This window comes from Streptomyces sp. NBC_01669 (genome assembly GCF_026339735.1).
Lineage (GTDB): Bacteria > Actinomycetota > Actinomycetes > Streptomycetales > Streptomycetaceae > Streptomyces > Streptomyces yanii.
Genome location: NZ_JAPEQG010000001.1, coordinates 1,121,293 through 1,139,672 on the forward strand (window position 1 = coordinate 1,121,293; position 18,380 = coordinate 1,139,672).

15 protein-coding genes, 2 pseudogenes and 1 riboswitch are annotated in these 18,380 nt (G+C 70.2%); of the genes and pseudogenes, 11 read left to right on the forward strand and 6 right to left on the reverse strand.

Annotated elements, in window-relative coordinates; all coding sequences use genetic code 11:
* Positions 1-221 precede the first annotated feature (221 nt).
* The 4 genes from OG972_RS05000 (at position 222) to thiE (ending at position 5,824) form a co-directional block, all read left to right on the forward strand.
* A complete protein-coding gene (locus OG972_RS05000; protein ID WP_266978618.1) occupies positions 222-2,660 on the forward strand; it encodes a SpoIIE family protein phosphatase in 2,439 nt (812 codons plus the stop codon).
* 119 nt (positions 2,661-2,779) lie between these two features.
* Positions 2,780-2,874, forward strand: a riboswitch (TPP riboswitch).
* Entirely contained in the window at positions 2,866-4,272 is a 1,407-nt protein-coding gene (locus OG972_RS05005) for a cytosine permease (protein ID WP_266978620.1), read from the forward strand. It overlaps the preceding riboswitch by 9 nt.
* A 68-nt stretch (positions 4,273-4,340) precedes the next feature.
* The gene (thiM, locus tag OG972_RS05010; RefSeq protein WP_266978622.1) at positions 4,341-5,150 is read left to right on the forward strand and encodes a hydroxyethylthiazole kinase; all 810 of its coding nucleotides are present in this window, start codon (positions 4,341-4,343) and stop codon (positions 5,148-5,150) included.
* Positions 5,147-5,824 carry a thiamine phosphate synthase gene (thiE, locus tag OG972_RS05015; protein WP_266978624.1) on the forward strand — a complete coding sequence of 226 codons (678 nt, stop codon included), beginning with the start codon at positions 5,147-5,149 and terminating at the stop codon, positions 5,822-5,824. The genes thiM and thiE overlap by 4 nt, the downstream gene beginning before the upstream one ends.
* Positions 5,825-5,929: 105 nt before the next feature.
* Here the strand turns inward: thiE and OG972_RS05020 are convergent.
* Together OG972_RS05020 and OG972_RS05025 are read right to left on the reverse strand one after the other, a co-directional pair.
* A pseudogene (locus OG972_RS05020) lies at positions 5,930-6,067 on the reverse strand (CGNR zinc finger domain-containing protein); the annotation flags it as partial.
* 450 nt (positions 6,068-6,517) lie between these two features.
* Positions 6,518-6,940 carry a MarR family winged helix-turn-helix transcriptional regulator gene (locus OG972_RS05025; RefSeq protein ID WP_266978626.1) on the reverse strand — a complete coding sequence of 141 codons (423 nt, stop codon included), beginning with the start codon at positions 6,938-6,940 and terminating at the stop codon, positions 6,518-6,520.
* Between the two features lie 200 nt (positions 6,941-7,140).
* On the opposite strand from OG972_RS05025, the gene OG972_RS05030 reads away from it, so the two are divergent.
* From OG972_RS05030 to OG972_RS05040, 3 genes are all read left to right on the forward strand, one after another.
* Complete coding sequence (locus tag OG972_RS05030; protein WP_266990287.1) at positions 7,141-8,769, forward strand: transposase; 1,629 nt, start codon at positions 7,141-7,143, stop codon at positions 8,767-8,769.
* Positions 8,770-9,284: 515 nt separating this feature from the next.
* Positions 9,285-9,893, forward strand: coding sequence for an NAD(P)H:quinone oxidoreductase (gene wrbA, locus OG972_RS05035; RefSeq protein WP_266978628.1), 609 nt, complete (start codon positions 9,285-9,287; stop codon positions 9,891-9,893).
* 925 nt (positions 9,894-10,818) lie between these two features.
* Positions 10,819-11,460 (forward strand): Imm21 family immunity protein, encoded by a 642-nt coding sequence (locus OG972_RS05040; RefSeq protein WP_266978630.1) that lies wholly within the window; start codon positions 10,819-10,821, stop codon positions 11,458-11,460.
* Between the two features lie 227 nt (positions 11,461-11,687).
* Here OG972_RS05040 and OG972_RS05045 read toward each other — a convergent pair whose 3' ends face one another.
* The 4 genes from OG972_RS05045 to OG972_RS05060 form a co-directional block, all read right to left on the reverse strand.
* Positions 11,688-12,332 carry a DsbA family protein gene (locus tag OG972_RS05045; RefSeq protein ID WP_266978632.1) on the reverse strand — a complete coding sequence of 215 codons (645 nt, stop codon included), beginning with the start codon at positions 12,330-12,332 and terminating at the stop codon, positions 11,688-11,690.
* Positions 12,333-12,463: 131 nt separating this feature from the next.
* Positions 12,464-12,919: a hypothetical protein gene (locus OG972_RS05050; protein ID WP_266978634.1), complete on the reverse strand. Its 456-nt coding sequence runs from the start codon at positions 12,917-12,919 to the stop codon at positions 12,464-12,466.
* Positions 12,920-12,999: 80 nt separating this feature from the next.
* A complete protein-coding gene (locus tag OG972_RS05055; RefSeq protein WP_266978636.1) occupies positions 13,000-13,713 on the reverse strand; it encodes an SDR family NAD(P)-dependent oxidoreductase in 714 nt (237 codons plus the stop codon).
* A gap of 386 nt (positions 13,714-14,099) precedes the next feature.
* Entirely contained in the window at positions 14,100-14,402 is a 303-nt protein-coding gene (locus tag OG972_RS05060; RefSeq protein WP_266978638.1) for a muconolactone Delta-isomerase family protein, read from the reverse strand.
* Between the two features lie 364 nt (positions 14,403-14,766).
* Between OG972_RS05060 and OG972_RS05065 the strand changes: the two genes are divergently transcribed.
* The 4 genes and pseudogenes from OG972_RS05065 to OG972_RS05075 all read left to right on the forward strand — a co-directional run bounded on the left by OG972_RS05065 (position 14,767) and on the right by OG972_RS05075 (position 17,760).
* The gene (locus OG972_RS05065; RefSeq protein ID WP_266978640.1) at positions 14,767-15,384 is read left to right on the forward strand and encodes a TetR/AcrR family transcriptional regulator; all 618 of its coding nucleotides are present in this window, start codon (positions 14,767-14,769) and stop codon (positions 15,382-15,384) included.
* A 236-nt stretch (positions 15,385-15,620) separates the two neighbouring features.
* Entirely contained in the window at positions 15,621-16,652 is a 1,032-nt protein-coding gene (locus OG972_RS05070) for a nitronate monooxygenase (RefSeq protein WP_266978642.1), read from the forward strand.
* 165 nt (positions 16,653-16,817) lie between these two features.
* Positions 16,818-16,886 (forward strand): annotated as a pseudogene (locus tag OG972_RS49565) (hypothetical protein); the annotation flags it as partial.
* 82 nt (positions 16,887-16,968) lie between these two features.
* Complete coding sequence (locus OG972_RS05075; protein WP_266978644.1) at positions 16,969-17,760, forward strand: helix-turn-helix transcriptional regulator; 792 nt, start codon at positions 16,969-16,971, stop codon at positions 17,758-17,760.
* The last annotated feature ends 620 nt before the right edge of the window (positions 17,761-18,380 follow it).

Here is an 18,380-nt window from a genome sequence, read left to right on the forward strand (position 1 = left end):
CCTGGCGGCCACGGCGACGGAGGTGACGCCCTTCGGCAACGATCCGAGGATGCATCTGTACGTCCCGGACAGCGTCCGGGCGCGGTCGGCCGTGCCGGCTGGGGTGCACCGCCGCGCGAGCTCCGGTCCGGCGTTCCACTCGGGCAGGGCGCGCTCAAGGAGTCGGGCACCACTCCGGTCTCTATCATGGGCAGGGGGAGGCCTGGGACGAGGTGGTGCCGGTGCGCGTACCCAAGGATTCCGGGGGCCTCGACGCAGGGTCGGGAGACCCGCTGTCGGGGGCGTGCACGGCCATCGCATACGTGGCGGGCAACGGCGCGATCTTCCTGTGGAGCCCGCAGGCGGAAGCGCTTCTTGGATACCCCGCGGAAGAAGTCTGCGGAAAGCCGGCGGTGGATCTGCTGACCGCCCGGGAGGACCGGGAAGCGGCGGTGGCTGCCCAGGTACGGCATACAGCCGGGCAGAGCTGGGACGGCGTACTGGGCATGAGGCACCGCGACGGGCACCAGGTGTCGGTGGCGGTGCGCGTGCGGCCGCTGCTCAGCAAGGAGGGCCAGGCCGGCTGGTCCGTCAGGGCCGCCGACGCGCGGGCGGTGGAGCGGGAGGAGGTCGACCGCGCGATCCTGGAGGCGCTCTTCAGCCAGTCCCCGATCCCGGTGACCGTCATGGACACCGAGCTGCGGTACCTGTGGGTGAACGCCGCGACGGAGCGCGTGACCGACCTGCCCTCCGAGCGGCTCATCGGCCGTCGCATCGGCGATGACTCACCGGACTCGGCCCCGACGATCGACCGGGTCCTGAGCCGGGTGCGCGACACCGGCGAGCCGGTGGTCGACTTCCAGGTGCTCGGGCGCCTTGCGTCCGATCCGGACCGCGAGCACGTATTTTCCGCCTCCTCCTTCCGGCTGACAGACGGGGCCGGCCGCGTCCTGGGAATGTGCCAGACGTACATCGACGTCACCGACGGCTATCAGGCCCAGCAGCGGCTGGCGCTGCTGACCGAGGCCGGCGTGCGCATCGGCACCACGCTGGACGTGATGCGCACGGCGCAGGAACTGGCTGACGCGGCCGTTCCCGGACTCGCGGACTTCGTCGCCATCGACCTGCTGGAGGCAACGGTGCGGGGCGAGGAACCGGCCCCCGGGCCGGTGGCAGGGGAGGTGCGTGCCCGCCGATCGGGACTCCGCTCCATCCGCGAGCACGCCCCGGAGGCCGTGTTCGTAGTGGGCGAGACAGTGGCGTTCCACCCGGGCACGCCACAGGTCCGGAGCCTGGCCACCGGGCAATCGGTTCTGGTGCGGAAACTGGACGCCGACGAGTGGTTCGCCCATGACTCCCGGCGGGCCGAGAAAATCCGCGCGTTCCGTTTCCACTCGTACATGACGGTGCCGCTGCGGGCTCGCGGCATCACGCTGGGTGTTGCCACCCTCGGCCGCAACCAGGATCTTCGGCCCTACGACGAAGGGGACCTGTCCCTCGCCGAGGACTTTTCGTCCCGCGCCGCGGTATGCATCGACAACGCCCGCCGCTACACCCGCGAGCACAACACCGCCCTGGCCCTGCAGCACAGCCTGCTGCCGCACGATCTACCCGATTACCCCGCCGTCGAGACCGCCCACCGGTATCTGCCCGCCGCCGCCCACGCCGGAGCGGGCGGGGACTGGTTCGACGTCCTGCCCCTGTCGGGAGCCCGCGTCGCCCTGGTCGTCGGAGACGTCACCGGCCACGGCCTGCACGCGGCGGCCGTCATGGGACGGCTGCGCACCGCCGTCCATACACTGGCCGACCTCGACCTCCCTCCCGACGAGGTCCTCACCCAGCTCGACGACCTCGTCATCCGTCTCATCGAGGAGGATCCCGACTGCGAGGGCGCCACGTGTCTGTACTCCGTCTACGACCCCATCTCCCGCATCTGCGCGTTCGCGCGCGCCGGTCATCCCCCACCCGTCCTGGTGCAGCCCGATGGTGCGGTGGAGATCCTCGACGACATCCCGCCCGGCCCGCCCCTGGGGCTGGGCGGTCTCCCCTTCGAAACCGCTGAACGCCGTCTCGCGGACAGCTCTGTCCTCGCGCTCTACACCGACGGCCTCATCGAAGCACCTGGCTGGGATGTCGACGCCGGGCTCGACCGGCTGTCCCGCACCATGGCCGGCCCCACCCGACCGCTCGAGCAGCTCTGCGATGCCGTAGTGGCCTCCCTGCTGTCGGAGCACCGGTCCGATGACGCTGCCCTGCTCCTTGCCCGCACCCGCGTACTGGGAGCAGGCCGGGTCGTCTCCTGGAAACTGCCGGTCGACCCCGCGCAGGTCGCCCACGCCCGCAACCTCACTACCCGTCAGCTTGCCACCTGGGGCTTGGAACCACTCACTTTCACCACCGAACTGATGGTCAGTGAGCTGGTCACCAACGCCATCAGGCACGCGCGCGGCCCCATCGTCCTACGTCTCATCCACGCCGCAGCCCTCATCTGCGAAGTCTCCGACGGCAGCCTCAGCGCCCCGCATCTGCGCCGCGCGCGCACCGGCGACGAGGGCGGCCGCGGCCTGTTCCTCGTGGCCCAGCTCGCCTCCCGTTGGGGCACCCGCTACGACCGCGACGGCAAGACCATATGGGCCGAGCAAGCTCTTTCTCCTGTCGAAGCACCGACTCCGGCGTTGTGACGCTCCAGCAGAGGCCCCCGTAAGCCGACCGCGCATCGGCACCACGGACGAACCCACCGCGTCATTGCCACGCACTCCTGCGTACAGGTGCTCACAGAGATGGGGTTAGTCTGTCCGTCGTACCGGACACGGGGTGCCCCACCCGAGGGCTGAGATCACACCCGTCGAACCTGAACCAGTTCGTACTGGCGGAGGGATGTCTTCCATGCCTTTGACGCATGTTTCCGGCGGGCTGCCCGCCGACGGCCGGCAGACCGTCTTCGACGGGCGGATGCCGGCGGCCCCCGGCGACCTCCGCGTCGAGACGCACGGCATCGAGCCGGTCCCCGAGAGCAACCGCTACGGCGGTCCCGGGCGCCTGTTCACCGTGTGGTTCGCTCCCAACCTGACCATGACCGGCGTGTTCACCGGCACTGTCGGCATCGCCCTCGGCCTGGACTTCGCCACCGCGCTCGTCGCCGTCGTGCTGGGCACCGTGCTCGGCGCGGTGCCCACCGCCTACCTGGGCACCTGGGGGAGCCAGACCGGTGCCGGGCAACTGCCGCTGGCCCGGCTCGCCTTCGGCCGGGCCGTGACGGTACCCGGCATCCTGCAGTGGCTGTCCTCGGTCGCCTGGGACGCGCTGATCGGGCTGTTCGGCGGGGACGCGCTCGCGCGGCTGTGCGGCTGGCCGTTCTGGCTCGGCGTCCTGGTCATGATGCTGGCCCAAGGCGCCCTCGGCGTCCTGGGTTACGAGGCCATCCACCGGCTTCAGATCGTCATGACCTTCGTGCTCGCGGCCGCGTTCGCGCTGATCGCCTGGCGGCTGCTCGACGATGTCCAGCCGGTCGGCTCGGGCACCGCCCACGGCGCCGACCAGGCCGGCGCGTTCGTCCTGACCAGTACCATCGCGCTGAGCCTGACCCTGTCCTGGGCTCCGTACGCCAGCGACTTCAGCCGCTATCTGCCACGCACCTCCTCACGCCCACGCATGTTCTGGTTCACGCTGCTCGGCCTTGTGGTGTCCTTCGTGGCGGTCCAGGCCCTCGGGTTGTGGGGCGCGTCCGTGCTGACCGACCAGACCGCCGCGGGTGTGGACAAACTGCTGGGCGGTGGCGCGCTGGGTGGGTTCGGGCTGCTCGCCGTGGCACTGGCGGCCCTCTGCAGCAACGCCATGAACGACTACAGCGGTTCCTTGGCCCTGCAGACCGTCGGGGTGCGCCTCCCGCGCCCGGCGGCCGCCGCCCTCGCCGCCGTGCTCGGCTTCCCCCTCGTGCTGTGGATGCACGCTGCCGACACCACTGCCCGCTTCCAGAACGTGCTGCTGTTCGTCGGTTACTGGATTCCCGGGTTCGTGGCGGTCGTCATCGTCGACTGGCTCGCACGGGCCCGGGCACGGGGCGGCGCCGCGATCGACCTCGCCGCCGAGACCGCCCGGCCGCAGTCCGGATGGCCCCCGTTGCTGGCCTTCGCCGTCGCCTTCGCCGCGGCCGTGCCGTTCATGGACACCAGTCTGTACGTGGGCCCGGTGGCGGCCGCCCTGCACGGCGCCGACCTCTCGTACTACGTGGCGTTCCTCGTCGCGCTCGCCGTCTACGCGCCGCTGCGTCTGCGCCCCCGCCCGCAGCACTGACCTGCCGCCGGCCCCCGACGTCCCCCGGCGCCCGAACACCCCTCCCCTCCCCCACGGAGCGATATCCCATGCCCCCGACATCCGCCGGTCACACCGCCTTCGCCCCGCAGGCCCTCGCCCGCGTCCGGGCGGACTCCCCTCTGGTTCAGTGCCTGACCAACTCGGTGGTCACGGGCTTCACCGCCAACGTCCTGCTGGCGCTGGGCGCCTCACCGGCCATGGTCGACATTCCGGAAGAGGCCGGCCCGTTCGCCCGGATCGCCTCGGGTGTCCTGATCAATCTCGGCACCCCGCACGCGGAGCAGCGCTCCGCCATGGTCGAGGCCGCGCGGGCAGCGACGTCGGCCGGTACGCCGTGGGTCCTCGACCCGGTGGCGGTCGGCGCGCTGCCGGTGCGCACCGCGCTGGCACGCGAGCTCCTGGAGCTGCGACCCACGGTGATCCGGGGCAACGCGTCCGAGATCATCGCGCTCGCGGGCGCGGGCGACGGCGGCCGCGGCGTGGACTCCTCCCACGGCGTCGAGGCCGCCGAGGAATCAGCACGCGGGCTGGCCCGTACAACCGACTGTGTGGTCGCCGTCTCCGGACCCGTGGACTTCGTCACCGACGGGGTTCGCAGCGCCCGGATCGCCAACGGGGACGCCCTGTTGACCCGGGTGACAGGTGGCGGCTGCGCGCTGGGTGCGGTGATGGCAGCCTTCGCAGCGGTCGACGAGGACCGGTTCGCCGCGGTGGTGGCCGCCGTCGCCGCGTACACGGTCGCCGCCGAGCCGGCCGCGAAGGAGGCCTCCGGGCCCGGCGGCTTCGCCGTCGCGTTCCTGGACGCGCTCGCCGCGCTGGAGGAAGCGGACCTCGCCGAGCGGGCGGCTCTCTCGTGACCACGACACCGGTGGATCTGTCGGTCTACCTGGTTACGGACACAGCCCAGTGCACGGCCCGCGGCCGGAGCGTGGCCGAGACCGTCGCCCTGGCAGTGGCCGGAGGTGTCACCGCCGTGCAGATCCGGGAGAAGCACGCCACCGGGAGGGAGTTCCTGCGTACGGTTCTGGAGGTGGCCGACGTCCTCCCCGAACGAGTGACGCTGATCGTCAACGACCGGGTGGACGTGTATCTGGCGGCCCGAGCCGCCGGCGCACGCGTGACGGGGGTTCACGTCGGCCAGTCGGATCTACCGCCGGCCGCCGTGCGCGAAATGATCGGAGAGCACGCGGTGCTGGGCCTGAGTGCGGCTACCCCCGATCAACTGCGCGCCGCCGCCGAGGAGCCGGCACGCGTCCACCACGTCGGCATCGGCGCACTGCACGCGACCCGGACCAAGGCGGACGCCCCGGCCCCACTCGGCCATGCCGGCTTCGCCCGCCTCGCCCGGCTCAGCGACCTGCCCGCCGTGGCCATCGGCGGCGTCACCCCGGCCGATCTGCCGCTCCTGCGGAATTCAGGGGCAGCGGGAGCCGCCGCCGTCTCCGGCATCTGCGCCGCCGAGGACCCTCGCGCGTCGGCCCGCGCGTACGCCCGGGCATGGCTCCGTACCCGAAGCGAGAACCTCACATGACCGCGTCGGCCCGCGTGCTGCCGATCGCCGGATGCGACTCCGGCACAGGAGCCGGAGTCCAGGCCGGCCCGCACTAGGAGTGGCACGTACGCAACCGGTCAAACCTCATTGGCTCACCGAAGCTGTTGCGGACGAACGTGACTTGCTCGCCTTCTTGCGAGCACGGTGAGCGGCCGCCTTCACCCTGTTTCCGCACGGGTCCATGGCACACCACTCACGGCGGCCGCCATGTGACTGATCGACCCGTCGACGCGGGGCGAGAGGGCCGACGAACTCCATGATGCCGATGGACTTGATCGCGCCCAGCGAGAAATTCTCGCCCCGGGGCCGAGTGTCGGCATGTGCCTCCTTGGAGGAGCTCACAAAATGGGCCGCCCGCCAGGGATTACGGGACAGCCCTTTGGGCTGAAGTGCCTTCACCAGGCTCCGACGGGAGCGAGCTGTCGTACGCGCGCCGAAGTGGGTTCTGAGGTGTGGTCAGCGCCGTCCTGCCCTGCGGGGGGAGGCTGGCCCGCCGTGCTCTGTGGGAGCGGCCGGGCGCGCGGTAGTGCGGTCAGTCGGCGGCCTCGGTGGCAGCGAGCGACCTTCGATGCGCGTCGCGCGGCGGATTTTCCGGGCCTGGACCAGCACCCCGCCGTCTCAAGGTCCACCCCGGACCACGGACACCCTTCGCCCCGGCCGGACGCGTCACGATCAGCTGTGGTTCGCCTGGCCGGCGGTCGCGACATGCCGGAGTGTGGCTGTGAGTTGGGTGAGGTCCTGGCCGCTGAAGTGGTCGACGAGGTGCCGTCGCACGCTGGAAAGATGCGTCGGCCAGGCCTGTTCCAGCCGGGCAAGCCCGACCTCGGTCAGTGCGGCGTTCCATCCGCGCCCGTCCTGGGTGCACTTGGCACGTTGGACCCAGCCTCGCTTCTCAAGTCGGATGACGACGCGGGTCATCCCGCTGAGGGAGAGATGGCAGGCGGCAGCGAGTTCGCTCATCCGCATCAGCTTCCCGGGAGCCTCGGACAGGTGCATCAGAGGCGTGTATTCGTAAAGCGGCAGCCCCGCTTCGCGCACCATGTCGGCGTCGACCACTCGTGGCAGCGCCAGCAGTACACGGCTCAGCGCACGCACGAACGCTTCCTCGTTCGGGTCGAGGGGTTGTGAGCTGCTGTCGGTTTGCTGCGCTGAAGTGAGTTGTGGTGAGCGGGAGTGAGCCCCTGTCGGCGGGTTCATGGGGGAACGGGGGTTCTGGGGTCGAATGGGTGACCTTGGTGGCTGTTGCTCGTTGGGCTGGGTGGCAGGTGTTCGGCCTTGAGGGAGGGGGTGATGTGGTGGGTGGTTTGCGGGAGTTGGCGGCGTCCTTCGTGGTGTCCGGGCCTGCGGGGGTGGCGATCCGGGACCGCCTCAAGCACCTCACCCCCCAGGACGAGAAAGTCCTGCGCGCGGTCGGTGAGCACCAGGGTGCGCTCGCTTCCCGTGATCTCAAGACTCGCTGCGCGGACGGTCTGGATCACAGCACCGATGCGTGGGCGGCGCGTAAGCGGGAGCTGACGAAGGAGTCGTCGTCCAGGATCGCCGGGGCCATCACGAGGGCCACCCACGATCAGTGGGGACTCGCCCGGCGTTGCCAGGCCGCGCACGTCCGTGTCCTCGACGCGGGTATCAAGATGGTTCGGCATCGGCTGTCCCTCCCGATCGGGGAGAAGGGCACCAAGCGCGCGGCGGGCGGTTACCGGTCGAAGGGCGAGTGGTTCCGCAAGTCCCGTCGCCTCGCAGCACTGGAGGCGCGGCACGCTGCTGCTGTCGCCGAGTGGCAGGCCGGACGGGTGCGGGTGGTGCGGGGCGGTAAACGGCTCCTCAACACCCGCCACCACCTCACCCAGGCCCAGCTCACCGAGGACCAGTGGCGGGCTCGCTGGGAGGTGGAACGCTGGTTTCTTGCCGCCGACGGTGAGTCGGGAAAGCGGTTCGGGAACGAGACGATCCGCGTCACCCCGGACGGCGAAGTGTCCATCAAACTGCCTGCCCCGCTCGCGCACCTGGCCAACGCCCGGCACGGCCGCTACACCCTCACCTCCACCGTGGCGTTCGCGCACCGGGGCGCGGAGTGGGCCGACCGCATCGAAGCGAACCGGGCCGTCGCCTACCGCATCCACCTCGATACGAAGCGAGGCCGCTGGTACCTCACCGCTTCCTGGCAACGCCCCGTCGTGAAGACGATCCCGCTCGCCGCCGCCCGCACCCAGGGTGTGATCGGCGTCGACACCAACGCCGACCACTTCGCCGCCTACCGCCTCGACCGGCACGGCAATCCGGTCGGTGACCCGCACCGCTTCCCCTACGACCTGTCCGGCACCGCCGCTCACCGCGACGCCCAGATCCGCCACGCACTGACCCGGTTGATCAACTGGGCGGTGCGTGCCGGGGTCGCCGCGATCGGCATCGAAGACCTCGACTTCACCACCGAGAAGACCCGGGAGAAGCACGGCCGCCGCAAGAGGTTCCGGCAGCTCATCTCCGGCATCCCGACCGGCAAGCTCAAGGCCCGACTGGTGTCGATGGCCGCCGAACACGGCCTGAGCATTGTCGCGGTCGACCCCGCCTACACCAGCATGTGGGGTGCCCAGCACTGGCAGAAACCACTGACCACCCCCCACCGAAAGATGTCCCGTCACGATGCCGCCGGCATCGCGATCGGACGACGCGCCCTCGGACACCCGGTCCGGCGTCGGACGGCACCGCCCCCACACGACCGGAGCGATCGTGCGGGGCATCGGACCGTCCAGGCCGAACCAGGTGGCCGGGGGCGTGAGGGAACCCGCCCGCCCGCAACGGATCACGCCCCTGGAGGCGTGCCGCCGAGCGGGACGCGAAAGCGGGAACCCAGCGCATCCAACACCGTTCGGGATGCGCGCAGTACGCAGCAGTGGGTCCAGGACTCACTTATGCGCACTGGTTAGGAACGGTTGCAGTGGCTGCTCTTCGGAGGGCATCCCGCCACTCTAGCTCCTTGACGGGTCAACGAGTTGGCATCCGCTTGTCGCGGCCGCGCGCACACCTCGGGCCCCTTTGCCGTCCGCCGGATGCGCTCCACCAGCCGGCCCGTCCACGGCGGATTCCTCGCCGACGGCCACGAGGTGCCCGGCACGGATGCGGCCATCGCCATATTGAGGGACACCGGCACCAGGGCTGGTCGAAGCCGATTGGCGCCACGGTACAAGCCCCGCGTGACGATCCGCACACCCTTCCCAGCGCCGACCCTGTACGTCGGCCGAGCCGCATCCGCCTGACGCCCCCGCGCGACTTCCCGCCTCGGCCGATCCGAGGCGGCGATCCGCCCTGCGGTGATCAGCCCCGTGGCGCCGCACACCTTTGACAGTTCTCGACCGGTCGTCTAGTTTTGAATAGTCGACCGGTCGGCTAGCCCATCGGCGACTACCTCCTCCACTTACCCCGCAACGAAACGGAGAGCCCCATGACCACCCCCGTGAAGCTCGCAATCGTCTACTACTCCGCCACCGGCACCATCACCGAGATCGCCAAGGAACTGCACGACGTCGGCATCAAGTCCGGCGCCGAGGTCCGCCTGCTCAAGGCCGCCGAGCTGGCCCCGCAGGCCGCCATCGACTCCAACCCCGCCTGGGCCGCCAACCACACCGCCACCGCCCACATCGCGGTGGCCACCCCCGAGGACGTCGAGTGGGCCGACGCCGTGATCTTCGGCACCCCCACCCGCTTCGGTAACGTCTCCTCGCAGCTCAAGCAGTTCATCGACACCCTTGGCGGCCTGTGGGCCCAGGGCAAGCTGGCCGACAAGGTCTACAGCGGCTTCGTCTCCACGGCCACCCCTCACGCCGGCCAGGAATCCACCCTGCTCGCCCTTTACAACTCCGTCCACCACTTCGGTGGCATCACCGTCACCCCCGGCTTCACCGACCCCGCCAAGTTCGTCGACGGCAACCCCTACGGCACCTCCCACGTGGACGCCCAGGGCAACAACCCCGTCAACGACACCACCCGCACCGCCGCCCGCATCCAGGCCGAACGCGTCGTGAAGATCGCCGCACAGCTCAAGGCCGCCTGACCGTCCACCGGTACGGGCCCCGACGTCGGCGCCGCCGGTATCGGGGCCCCGAGCCACCGCTTGCTCCGCACCGACCCGGGGGTCCCCTGCGGGCAACCGCGCCGGTGCAACGACTCCCCGAAGCCGCATCCGGGCTCTTCGGGTGTGCAGGGAGTTCGCCGCCGGTGGACCCGCCCGCGCACCGGACGCCCCACCCATGCATCGCCGAGGGCTGTCACCGAGGACTGCCGGTGAAGTCCGACGCCGGGTCAGTCCTCACAGGTCGCCGCACGAGAAGCCCGAGTCGCCCAAGCGTGTCCCACCCGCGAGCAGCAGATCGCGAGGGAGGAGTACGCCGCATCCGAGGCCCGCCCCGAAGGGCTCGGTTTCCGGGTCGGCGGGCGCGTCCACGGCAACACCTTCGAGCTCCACCACCTCCTGCACTTCCCCAAGGCCCGCGACCTCCAGGCCGAGCAGATGAATCTCGCCTTCCAGGTGAACTTCACAGAGGAGCGCTCGATCTACAACGAGGAGACCCTGGCGAGCATGGCGGTCTGGCTTCGTTCACTTCCACAGACAGCATTTGTTGATGAGTTCGAGCAGCGCTGTCGATCAAGGTGTGTGGTTTTTACTCGACGCCTGGACGGCAGGAGAAGCTCTCAATGCCGTAAAGGTGATCCACCGGTCCGCCTCCACCCTTGCTCGGCTCAGCCCCAGCACGCGGGCGACAGCGGCCTTGAGGTTGTCGTAGCGGACCTTGCTGCGCGGAACTCCTCTGATATGCGGGTCTCGATGTCAACCCACCGGTCGCGGTGAGGGGGCCCGGGTACCCGGTCTCACGCGATCTGGTCCGATGCCATCAAGGTTCAGCCCGCCGCAAGGTGTCAGTGAAGCTGCTCCGCGGCCCGAGGAAAGCATTGTCAGCGGCCGAGGTGATACTGACGTGATGAAGATGTCCTCCTCCACCGAAGCCAGTTCAGCCGAGCCTTCCCTCACCTGGGTCGAGTCGATGGGAGGCCCTCTGATCGCCGTTCCAGTTTCCGTATTGGACGGATGGCGTGGCTGCACGGAGTCGGGGATGGTCATCGGCGACGGGGACGTCCCGGACGACTACGACCGCGCCTGCAAGGTGGACGGCCTGGCCGGCGTGATTGCTGTCGGTGAGGAAGGCGCGCGAGGACTTGTCTTGGCAGACCAGCCCGCAACCACCTGCTATCTGCCGGAACATCACGCCTTCGTCCGGTGGCTCGGAGCCGGCTCCGAGGCCGATCTGATCGCCGCAGCCAAGGCTGTACTCACCGACCCCACCATCCCGTGGGAGGAGTGCGGTGTCTGGGAGACGAACGGCCCGGTGGTGCTCATGGATTCTGTCACCGCCGGAGTTGAGCTGGACGTCGAGTACCCCAACGGCGGAGGACTGCCGGAGCAGGCCTCTGTCCCGATACGACCAGGCCGCTGGACAGTCCGCGCCGTCCACGCTTCCCCGAACAACGACGTCTGGGTGGGGCTGGTCCAGCTTCTGCCCTCTGCCGGAGACTCATTTCCATCGGGACAGCAGATCAGGAGACTTCCTCATCAAGTCGGCTGAGGAGTCCGTCGAAGATCTGTTCCCGCGCCACCTAGAACCTTCCGGCGGCTCGGCACCGACACCCGGGTCGGGGCTTGTGGAGCAAGCTCCTATGACGGCACAAACGCCCGTCCGACCTCGTGCGTGGTGACGCCCGGAAGGCCGACAGATCCCCAACAGGACGGTCGAAACGTCAGCCGGTCGGCGGGTCAGACCCGCCTGCGGCGTCACCACGAACATCATCGCTGTCAGTCGAAGACGGGACCGACGGTGCGGCTGCGCTTGATCTCGTAGAAGCCCGGGGTGGAGGCGACGATGAGGGTGCCGTCCCACAGCCGTCCGGCCTGTTCGCCCTTGGGGGCGGGTGTGACGACCGGGCCGAAGAAGGCGACCTGGCCGGTGTCGGTGTCCGGGCCCGGTACGGCGATGATGGGACTGCCGACCTCCTCGCCGACAAGAGCGAGGCCCTTCCGGTGCGAGGCGCGCAGCAGCTCGTCGTAGGCATCCGTGTCACCGGTGTCGGCAAGGTCCGCGGGCAGTCCGACGTCTCGCAGTGCGGCTTCGACGGTCGGGCGGGTCCTGGGCTGCTGCTGCTGGTGGAATCGGGTGCCGAGCGCGGTGTAGAGGGGCTCCAGCACCTCGGGGCCGTGGGCTTGCGAGGCCGCGGTCAGGACGCGGACCGGTGCCCATGCCTGTCCCATCAGGACACGGATGCGCTCGGGCAGTTCGTCGAGGCGGCCTTCGTTGAGGATGGCCAGGCTCATCACATGCCAGGTGATGGCGACAGGCCGGGCCTTTTCGACCTCCAACATCCAGCGGGAGGTCAGCCAGGTCCACGGACACACGGGGTCGAACCAGAACTCGACGGGCGTGCGGGTGCGGGAGTCGTTCACGAGAGGATCCAAACGCGGTCGCGGAGCCCGCGGGACGGGCCAGGGATGGTTCAGCGGTCGGTGGGCAAGTCGGTGGACGCCGTCAGGTCGGCCCACGCGGCGAGGTCGTCGCCACTCAGCTGCTCCGGCCTCTATTCGATCAGGCGCAGGGCGTCGGTGCCGAGCACGAAGCGGACCGGCTGATTGTCGGCGTCCAGGACCCGCAGCAGTGCCTTGGCGGCTCGGGCCGGGCACCGGCCTGCCTGCCGCTTCGGGTGTGGCGGGCGGCACCGGATGGGATCGACGAGCGCCTCGTAGTCGGGGATGGTGCGCGGGACACGGGTCGTCGAGCGGCCGGCCCGGTCGGTGCGGAACGAGCCGAACGCGACGGGTCGGGGTCTGCGGGGTGTGCCCCTCTCGCGCCCGGCGATGGCCGGTGCAGGTTCTGCGGTCGAAGGCTCATGGCTCCGATGCGGGTGCCGGATCGCGGCAGGGGCGTGGCACGTGTCCCTGCCGCAGATCGTGCGGACCGGCCCGGCCACGAGTGCGGCACCCGGCCCGTGTGCCGCCCCGACGGGCCGGTACATCGAGCCCTGCCACCCCGGCATGCCGCGCCCGGAGTGCTCCGCGGCTGCCGGGACGGGGCCTGCCCCCGCACGGTCGAGGGACAGGTAGCAGGGCCTGCGGCTCAGTGACCGGCGCTCTGGCCGCCGTCGACGGGGAGGATGACGCCGGTGACGAACGGGGCGTTCTCGAGGTAGACCACCGCATCGACGATGTCGCTCACCTCACCCATCCGGCCGACCGGGTGCAGGCCGGCGAGGAACTCGTGGTACTCCTCGGAGTGCATGGGGGTCTTGATGGTGCCCAGGGCGACGGCGTTGCTGCGGATGCCGCGGGTGGCGTACTCGATGGCCAGGGCCTTGGTGGCGGACTGCAGGCCGCCCTTGGTCAGAGAGGCGAGTACGGAGGTCACCTTGGAGTCGGCCTGGTCGGCCAGGCTGCTCGTGATCTGCACCACGTGACCGCCGCCCTGCTCGAGCATGCGCTCGACCGCGACCTGGGTGATCCGGAAGAAGCCGTCCACGTTCACGCGGAGCACTGCGTCGTAGTCGTCCTCGGTGTAGTCGGTGAAGGGCTTCGCGATGAAGATCCCGGCGTTGTTGACCAGCGTGTCGATGCGGCCGAACCTCTCGACGCCCGCAGCGATGACGCGCTCGCCGGTGGCGCGGTCGGCGATGTCACCCTGGATGGTGAGGACCTCCGGGTCCTGCGACTGGGGAATGTTGCGCGAGGTGGCGACGACGGCGTAACCCAGCTTGCGGTAGGCGGCGACCAGGCCGGCACCGATTCCCTGAGAGGCACCGGTGATGACCGCGACCTTCTGACCCTGGCTGCTCATGATGACCTTCTTCAAAGGGGTGGGGAGTCTCGTACCGGTACTAGCCGACCGGTCACCTACAAAGTAGACGACCGGTCGAGAATCGTCAAAGGTTCGGCGTCGCGCGTCGATCCGCCCTGACCTCAGCACTGTCAGCTGGTACGAACTGCCAGGCGGGGGCGGATTCCGGATGCGGCACGCAGCGGCCCGAGCCGACGCGGCTGCGGCCCGGGTCACGTGAGCCCAGGGCGAGCGGAGCGCGCCGCCGGGTGTCACGACGGGGCGCCGCATCGATTCCTTCATGACACGTGCCTCGATGCGTGCGCATCAGGGCGGGACGGGGCGCGACTCTCCGCCGCGACCATGACTGGGCGGCGGGGAGCCGGGCGCGGGGACGAGGTGCACGGTCAGGCGGCGCCCCCGGTCCCGTCCGGGTCGTTGGGGTGCGACTGGACGGCGGTGACCACCGGGGTCATCCACGGCCACAGGGGCAGGGTGCCCAGCACCTTCTCGTACAGCTCGGCCTCGTCGGCGGCTCGCCACAGACCGACGCTGCGCAGTTCACCCACGGGGCGCCACAGCCTGACCAGATGGCCGGCGGCGGCCAGCTCTCCGGCCCGGACGGCTTCGGCGGCGCGACGGCGGTCGACCTCGGCCGGGTCGGTGCCCTCGGGGACGGTGGTGGTGAGCCCGACCAGAAACTCTTTCACGTACTTACCTCTCTCTGATGCTGTTGGGACTTCGGCGATGCCGGGAACACGCAGAAGGGAACGACGGTGCACTCCCGCGGCACACGGTCGTGCTCGCCGCGGCGAGCACGACCGGGCGGACGGCCGGACCGGCCGACGCACACCCGCGACAGGACCAGTGCGGCGGACCAGCCGCACCATGGGCGCGCCCCGGATGCCGTAAGAGCCCGCACAACGACATGCCGCTGGTTGTCCACGGCCTCACAGTGCGCCGGTGGCCCGGGGCGACGCCGCGACGGGCTCCCCCTGCTGGTAGGTGCACAGCATAGCGACCACTAGTCGACCGGTCTAGTAAAATATAGTCGAGCGGTCGTATACTGGCTTCATGGGACGGACCAGTGATGCCAAAGAGAAGATCCTCGGCGCTGCGCACTCGCTCATCGAGCTGCGCGGCTACTCGGCTCTGGGCGTGGCCGAGATCTGCAAGACGGCCGGAGTGCCGAAGGGCAGTTTCTACTACTTCTTCGAGTCCAAGGAGGCTCTCGCGCTGGCCGTGATCGACGAGCAGTGGGCCGTCCAGCAGAGCGACTGGACCCGCATCCTCAACAGCGACGCGGAGCCACTGCAGCGGCTGCGGCAGCTGTTCGAGGAGACGGAAGCCGACCAACGGGCCGGCCAGCAGAGCTGCGGGACCGTTTCAGGCTGCATGTTCGGGAATCTCACCCTGGAGATGAGCAACCAGACCGAAGCCGTCCGCAAGCACCTGCAGGAGATCTTCGAGGCCCAGGTCGAAATGGTCGACTCGGTCATCACCGAGGCCCTCGAGCGTGGCGAGGTCACCGTCACCGACACGCGTGAAGCTGCCCGATCCGTGGTCGCGCAGCTCGAGGGCCAGGTCTTGTTCGCCAAGCTCTACAACAACACTTCCCAGCTCAGCGCGCTCTGGACGAACTGCCTGGCGCTGCTGGGCGCTCGCACGGCGCAGGCCCCGGCCGACGCCTGACACGACAGCTGCAGACCTCGATCTGCAGCTGTCGCGGCCGGCCGGTGGGGCAGGGGCGGCGCCGGAAAGGCCATGGGCCCGGTGGCGGACTGCTTCCCGGGCCGGGCGACACGTACGACCTCGCACGACATGTCGGGGGCCGGACCGAAGACCGTCCCGCGTACCAACCGGAGTTCGGATCGCCGGGGGACCCGGCAAGGCGGGCATCGCCACCTCACAGGAAGAGCACACGCATCATGGACTCGCCACTGGCCGCTCTCGGGGTGAGCACCCCGGTTCTCGCCGCGCCGATGGCCGGCGGCCCCACCACGCCCGCACTGGTCATCGCTGCGGCCCGGGCGAACAGCCTCGGGTTTCTTGCCGGTGGCTACCGGACCGCCGACGCCCTGGCCGAGCAGATCGCCGAGGTCCGCTCCGACGGCGTGGGCTTCGGGGTCAATCTGTTCGCGCCCAACCCCGTCCCGGTTGATCCGGAGGCCTTCCGCCGCTACGCCCGGACCGTTGCCCCCGAGGCCCGGACCTACGGCATCGACATCCTGGGAACGGGAATCGTCGAGGACGACGACCACTGGTCGGACAAGATCGACCTGCTGCTGTCCGACCCGGTACCGGTCGTCAGCTTCACCTTCGCCGTCCCGGAGGCAGCCGTGATCGCCGCGCTGCGCGCCGCCGGGAGCCTGGTTGTCCAGACGGTCACCTCGGCTGCGGAGGCCGGCCTGGCGGCGGAAGCCGGCGTGGATGTGCTGGCCGTGCAGGCTTCGGCGGCAGGAGGACACTCCGGCACGCTCACCCCGCAGCACATTCCGGCGCCCGTTCCCCTGACCGACCTATTGGGCAAGGTGCGCCAGGCGGTGCCCCTGCCACTCGTCGCCGCAGGCGGAGTGGCCACCCCGGCAGACGTGACCGGGGCGCTCCATGCCGGAGCCGCGGCGGTCATGGTCGGCACCGTCCTGCTGCGTGCCGACGAGGCCGGCACCTCACGACCCCACCGGGCGGCACTGGCAGACCCGGCCCGGCGCCGGACCGTGGTGACCCGGGCCTTCACGGGGCGTCCCGCAAGGGCGCTGCGCAACAGCTTCACCGACCGCTACACCGACCTCGCCCCGGCCGGCTATCCCGCACTGCACCACCTGACCAGCCCGATGCGCAAGGCTGCCGCCGCCGCGGACGATCCCGAACGGATCAATCTGTGGGCCGGCACCGGGTATCGCCATGCCACCGCCGAGCCCGCCGGGCAGATCCTGCAGTGGCTGGCGTCCGGGCTCTGACCGGCGCACCGTGACCGACGCCCGGCACACTCCGGGCGACTCGAGCGCAGGGCAGGTCCGGCCCGGGCCCTGCCTCGATCACGGCTCCGGACACGGCGACGCCGTGGCCGCGCTCCCGTCGCCCGAAGCAGTCGACGTCGGCCCCGACCAGCCGGGGGCTGCCTGATCGGAAACTTCGGGGCCGAGGTCGCCGGCCGCAGCGAGACGATCCGCGCCGGCGTCCGCGAGTCGCTCGGCTACTGGGCCTCGATGCTCTCCGGCGCGCTCCTCGAGGCAAAGCAGGGCGGGGCTGCCCGCCGACGGCCGGGCCCGCCGCGTGCCCGGCCTGCGCCGCGACGAAGCCGCCCGTCTCGCCGGCGTCAGCACCGAGTACTACACCCGGCTCGAACAGGGCCGCGCGAAGAACCCCTCCGCCGAAGTCCTCGAAGCCCTTGCCCGAGCTCTCCAGCTCGGCTCCTCCGAGCGCGAACACCTCACCGACCTCCTTGCCCGCCCCGCCACGGCGCGCCGCGCTCCGGCCAGCCCCCAGCGGGTCCGGCCGGGCCTGCACCTGATGCTCCGCACCCTTGAGCAGGTGCCCGCCTTCATCCTCGGCCGACGCACCGACGTCCTGGCCTCCAACCGCCTCGCCCGGGAGGTCCTCACCGACTTCGACGCCCTCCCCGCACCTCGCCGGAACCTGGCCCGCTACTACCTTCTCGACCCCGAGGCCCGCGAACGCGTCGGTGAATGGGACCGGATCGCCGCCGAAACCGTCGCCGTCCTCCGCCTGGAAGCCGGCCGCCACCCCCACGACAAGCAGCTCTCCGACCTCGTCGGCGAACTCACCCTGCGCTGCCCCGAGTTCTCCACCTGGTGGAACGACCACCGCGTGCTACGCCGCACCCACGGCACGAAGTACTACCACCACCCCCTCGTCGGTGACCTGTACTTCTCCTACGAGTCCTTCCAAGCACCCGGCGACATCGACCAGACCCTGTGCGTCTACAACGTCGAACCCGGCTCCGCCACCGCCCAGGCCCTCCAGCTCCTCACCAGCTGGACCGCGCCCCAGCACGACACGCGTCAGCAGGCCGAACCCAGCACGCCGCCCGCGGGGGCGTCATGAACCGGAGCCGGCAACCGCCGACAAGGCAGCAGGCTGCACTGGGTGCCGACGTGGCGCATGCCCACGGGGCGGGGCAGGCGCACGCCCCTCGTTGTGCGACCTGACAAGCGAGGCTCCGACCAGCAGCGGGCGTCCCTCGTGGCCGGTGTCCGATCGTCGCTCCTCCACACCAGCCGCCGACCGGACCGGCCGGCGTGGCCGCGACCACACTGCGACCGCCACCTCCGCGGACGCACGAAAGGCCGCTCTCCCATGGATGAGAGAACGGCCTCCGACCTGCGAAAAGCATGGTCGGGACGACAGGATTTGAACCTGCGACCCCTTGACCCCCAGGAGTGGGGGTCAAGGGGATTATCGTGACATAGCAGATTAATCCTAGGCGCGAGTTGTGCGTGAACACCCAGCACGTTCGTTGTCGCGCACACCGTGTGGTCCCCAACTGGTCCCCAGAACGACTGTGCTTACGACCAGGCTCCTGCTTGCATACATCCGATCCGGCCGCGCGCGGGGGCGGGGATAGGCGTCCATCCCACCCGACTGGGTGCCGCCTCGTAGCCTGCCGACATGCCGTCGACTCAGGGATAGCTCCGCCATGTGCCACTCGGTTCTGCGTTCTGGCC

What these genes read in the sequence shown, in the direction of transcription:
- OG972_RS05065 (WP_266978640.1), top strand. Translation starts at nt 14,767, where the DNA reads ATGGGACGGACCAGTGATGCCAAAGAGAAGATCCTCGGCGCTGCGCAC.
- OG972_RS05050 (WP_266978634.1), bottom strand. Translation starts at nt 12,919, where the DNA reads ATGCCGGGGTGGCAGGGCTCGATGTACCGGCCCGTCGGGGCGGCACAC.
- OG972_RS05070 (WP_266978642.1), top strand. Translation starts at nt 15,621, where the DNA reads ATGGACTCGCCACTGGCCGCTCTCGGGGTGAGCACCCCGGTTCTCGCC.
- thiM (WP_266978622.1), top strand. Translation starts at nt 4,341, where the DNA reads ATGCCCCCGACATCCGCCGGTCACACCGCCTTCGCCCCGCAGGCCCTC.
- wrbA (WP_266978628.1), top strand. Translation starts at nt 9,285, where the DNA reads ATGACCACCCCCGTGAAGCTCGCAATCGTCTACTACTCCGCCACCGGC.
- OG972_RS05040 (WP_266978630.1), top strand. Translation starts at nt 10,819, where the DNA reads ATGAAGATGTCCTCCTCCACCGAAGCCAGTTCAGCCGAGCCTTCCCTC.
- OG972_RS05005 (WP_266978620.1), top strand. Translation starts at nt 2,866, where the DNA reads ATGCCTTTGACGCATGTTTCCGGCGGGCTGCCCGCCGACGGCCGGCAG.
- OG972_RS05055 (WP_266978636.1), bottom strand. Translation starts at nt 13,713, where the DNA reads ATGAGCAGCCAGGGTCAGAAGGTCGCGGTCATCACCGGTGCCTCTCAG.